This is a genomic window from Microcystis sp. LSC13-02 (genome assembly GCA_002282935.1).
Taxonomy (GTDB): domain Bacteria; phylum Cyanobacteriota; class Cyanobacteriia; order Cyanobacteriales; family Microcystaceae; genus Microcystis.
In genome coordinates, this window is sequence record MTBT01000116.1 from 1 (window position 1) to 4,038 (window position 4,038).

Annotated in this window: 4 protein-coding genes and 2 pseudogenes; 3 read left to right on the forward strand and 3 right to left on the reverse strand. The window is 41.7% G+C overall.

What is annotated here, in order from left to right:
* Positions 1-151 precede the first annotated feature (151 nt).
* Positions 152-490, reverse strand: a complete 339-nt coding sequence (locus BGL89_RS06995) for a hypothetical protein (RefSeq protein ID WP_286825077.1) — start codon at positions 488-490, stop codon at positions 152-154.
* A gap of 104 nt (positions 491-594) precedes the next feature.
* On the reverse strand, positions 595-897 hold the full coding sequence (locus BGL89_RS07000; RefSeq protein WP_286825078.1) for a hypothetical protein: 303 nt from the start codon (positions 895-897) through the stop codon (positions 595-597).
* 39 nt (positions 898-936) lie between these two features.
* Here BGL89_RS07000 and BGL89_RS07005 point away from each other — a divergent pair, with 39 nt between their 5' ends.
* Both BGL89_RS07005 and BGL89_RS07010 read left to right on the forward strand, forming a co-directional pair.
* Complete coding sequence (locus tag BGL89_RS07005) at positions 937-1,407, forward strand: dTDP-4-dehydrorhamnose 3,5-epimerase family protein (RefSeq protein ID WP_286825079.1); 471 nt, start codon at positions 937-939, stop codon at positions 1,405-1,407.
* Positions 1,408-1,412: 5 nt separating this feature from the next.
* Positions 1,413-1,772 (forward strand): annotated as a pseudogene (locus BGL89_RS07010) (amino acid ABC transporter substrate-binding protein); the annotation flags it as partial.
* A gap of 2 nt (positions 1,773-1,774) precedes the next feature.
* On the opposite strand, the pseudogene BGL89_RS07015 reads toward BGL89_RS07010, so the two are convergent.
* Positions 1,775-2,631 (reverse strand): annotated as a pseudogene (locus BGL89_RS07015) (lipid kinase).
* A gap of 399 nt (positions 2,632-3,030) precedes the next feature.
* On the opposite strand from BGL89_RS07015, the gene BGL89_RS07020 reads away from it, so the two are divergent.
* A complete protein-coding gene (locus BGL89_RS07020; protein WP_286825080.1) occupies positions 3,031-3,789 on the forward strand; it encodes a sulfite exporter TauE/SafE family protein in 759 nt (252 codons plus the stop codon).
* Positions 3,790-4,038: the final 249 nt, after the last annotated feature.

Genomic DNA, 4,038 nt, shown 5'->3' on the forward strand with positions numbered 1-4,038 from the left:
CAGGCAATATCTGACGTTAGTTGGGGAGAAATAACTCGACAATTAGCCTATAAATGCCGTTGGTATGGGAGAAATTACATCGAAGTAGATAAGGCAGGTGCGAAACCCCGCAAGGGAAAGAAGCAGAAACCTAAATCGTGAAGTTTGGGAATCACCGTCCGTTTACGGCGGTGAGGATGTCATGCAGAAGTTCGAGGAAGGATATAGGGTTGCCGCCACTAATTCTCGTTACTCCACCGAATCCAAGGATACGATTGTTTAAAATTTGAAAAATTTGTTCAACTGTAGCATCTGCCAGTAAATCCCAAATACAGCTTTTTTGACGTGAAATCATTAAATCATTCAGTCCAATGTAAGCATAGTCCCATCCTAGCTCCCGAATTTGCTCACAATTGTCTACTAGGGTTTGAGTCTCAATTTGGACTAGGGTTTTAGCTCTTCCATTGACTAGAGAAATAAATTTATCTACCTCACTGGGAACTTTTGCCATCGGTAACATGATAATACTAGCTCCAGAATCTAGGGCAGTTTCTATCTCGTCAGAAGTATTGTTATAGCGTTTTTCAGTCTGCTGAGGTACAAAAGTTATGGGTTTTAGGCAAAAGGCAAAAGGGAAGAAAAATAGGTGTACCTCACTAGCTTAGGAAACGCTATATCTAAGGGATTAATTCTTACTGTAATTGGGATAGAGATAACTTCAGCTAGAGCAACCACATCTTCTGGTGTATCGGCGTTGATTTGGGTTGAATAGCTCATCTGTCGCTCTCGTTTACCAATCCGTTCCCAGTCTACAATGATACTATCAATCCCTACTTGCTCGGCTTGTTTAGCTAATAAAGCATCTGTGGTAAATAGAAATAAACGAAAATGGTCAATATCTGTAGTATAGTGGCTCATTATGTGGTTCAGTGATCAATGATTCTTAAGTCTTTAGCTATGACAAAGTTAACACAATCTAATGATCAATGGATAGAAAGTGTAGAAGTTTGCCCTCTCAAGTTATTGCCAAATGAAAAAGGGCGACTCATGGAAATTCAACGGGCTGACGATAAGATTTTCCCCGGCTTTGGACAAGTTTATATTACTTCAACTTTGCCCGGTATTGTTAAAGCTTGGTACAGACAGACAACGCAAATTGATCAAATTGCCGTCATTGTAGGACTGTTGAAACTTGTCCTTTACGATGACCGGGAAACCTCACCCACCAGAGGCAAAATTAACACGATATTTTTAGGCGAATTGGCTCCTAAACTGGTACAAATTCCCCCCGGTATTTGGCATGGTTTTCAGACAATTGGCGAGCGGGAAGCTTTTGCACTGCATCTAAACTCGGTCGCTTTTCAGGCAGACGCACCGGATGAAGATCGCTTACCTTATGATACCAATATTATTCCCTATCAGTGGTAAACTAAGTGGTAATATCTAAGGAACCCTTGGCCCCAGTCGTAGCCGATGGTGATCCCCCTTGGTCGAATGCCGTCCGCTCGATCGTTTTTAGTTTAATTCAAGGGGAAGAATTCGGGATTAACTCCCAAAATATTGCCACTTTTGCCGATAGCAAAGACCCCAGTATTCGGCGCTTTTTGGGTATCGATGAGAAGTTAGGTGAAGATATGGGTTTACCCAATGATTTTGCCAAAAGAGTCTTAAAACAGGTTGGTAATTACGCTGAAATTTATGAGTGCGAAATCGGTAAAACCCTGCAACTCGATCGAGGTTTAAATAATCTTTGGACAAAGGGGGGTTTATTGTATTCTCCTCCTTTTCGTTAATTTTAAAATTGTGTTTCTTGACGGGGAATATAGACCCCTATGGCTGCTGGAATAACTCGAAACATGGCGGGAGTAGTGCTAGTAATTTCGCCATCGGTGTTGATACTATGGGGTTTACGAGTCTGAATTTGAATTTCTTACCCTGTTGTCCTCGCGGCAACGTCCATAAAAGCGGGAAAATTTGCCACCAGTGTTCAATTTCTAGGCTATATAAATCTAGTCTTTGATCGTCAATTTGGGCATCGTGAGCGATCGGCATTCCTCCCCCATAATAACGACCATTTCCGATCGCTATTTGCAGGGTTTTAACTTTGATATTTTGGCCATCAATACCGATCATAGCGGTAAAAGGACGAGTTTTACTTAATAACTGTAGGGCTGTCCAAGCGTAGGCCAAAATCCCCAAACGTCGCTTTAAACCCTTGTTCAGTTTTTGGGTAATTTTCACACTTAATCCTAAACTAGCCACGTTGAAAAAGTATTTATTATTTACCCAACCTAGATCGATATATTTTAAATTACCTTCCGCAATAATTCGACAAGCTTCGGCAATAGAATTCGGTATCCCTAAAGTCCGGGCTAAATCATTAGCCGTTCCCAAAGGTATAATGCCTAGGGGCAGTTGAGTTTCTACCAACACATCCACCATAGCATTAAGAGTCCCATCGCCACCACCGACGATAACTAAATCAATATTAGAGCGATATTTTTCCATCAAAAAAGGTATATCTTCTACCTTTTTCAAAGGGACGCTGATAATTTCAAAATCCCAATGATTGAGCAGCTCGACAGTTTGAGCAAAGTTTTCTTTACCCTTGCGCGAGTGACGATTAATTAGTAGTAAAGCTCTTTTAGTCATAGGTCAGTTTCTCATGCAGGGATAAAGGTTATGTAATTAAATCAGAAAAAATATCCGGTGATTGTCAATAATATAGCCCCATTGATCACTAAATTTTAGTTAATAGCCCTTTCTTCGAGAAAATGTTCTACCATTGCCCCTATGTAGGGCTGGCTGAATAAATCTAAAAACCTTGCTGGATAAGACTTTTAGACTTTTTTTAAATCCAAAAGTACCAGATATGGGAGTGATCAGGGGGAAATTCAGGTACTTTTTCCCTGAAAATTAGGTAATTGACCAGATGAAAATCGGTAAAACCCCACACCCTACACCCTACACCCTGCCCTTAGGAAAAACTTTTTCAGCAGACCCTATGTATGATAGCAAATTGAGACCTTTCAAGGCCATGAAACGAAGATAATGGCAGACTATTACTTGATTTTACTGATAACGGGCGTTTTTTCGGGCTTATTAGCGGGTTTATTCGGTATTGGGGGTGGCACTATCTCCGTGGCGATCCTGTTAAATTTGGGCTACAGTTACGGGGAATCGGTGGCTACCAGCAGTTTAGCGATCGTTTTCACTTCCCTAGTGGGTACGATCCAAAATTGGCGATTAGGTTCCCTCAAATGGCAGCGAGTTCTCCTCTTAGGCCTACCCGGGATTTTTACGGCATTTATCGGGGTCTATCTGGTCAAATATAGCCCCAAACACCTCCTAGAAGCGGCTTTTGGTTGTTTTTTACTGCTTAATGTCTATTTAACCAATCTCAAGCAAAATTTAAGCCAAAAAGAGCCAGTTTCTGCCATTAGATTGAATCCTAATCTAGCCTGTCTGCTAACCGGAGGAATCGCTGGATTTCTAGCCGGTATTTTCGGAATTGGCGGTGGGGCGATCATGGTGCCACTACAAATGATTTTTTTGGCAGAAAAGATCAAAATCGCCATTGTCACCAGTTTAGGTGTGGTTTTACTCAATTCGATCGCCGCCTGTTTCGCTCATGCCCAAGCCGGTTATATTCTTTATCTACAAGGGATTATTTTAGGTATCGGTGGTTCTCTAGGTGTACAAGTAACCACTCGTTTTTTACCGAAATTACCGGATCGATTGGTGCGGATTACTTTTTATATTTTTCTGCTACTGATGGCCATTTATTTCTTCATCCGCGCTTGCTCTTAAACCGCATCAACGGACTCGTTAAATCTCAACTTTCTAACCTTTCTAGTCTCTCCCTGATGGGCTTTTTCCGTATTCATCAATAAAAAACGGAGAATACTTGACAAATTCGGGGGGGGTAGAATGGCGGAGATTATTGCTTTTAATCGCTCATCTATGGGGTTTGACATCCTCGCCGCCGTAAAACGGACGGCGATTCCTCACCACGCCACTTTTTTAGGGTGGTCGCGTCAACGGGGTTGACGCAGATAG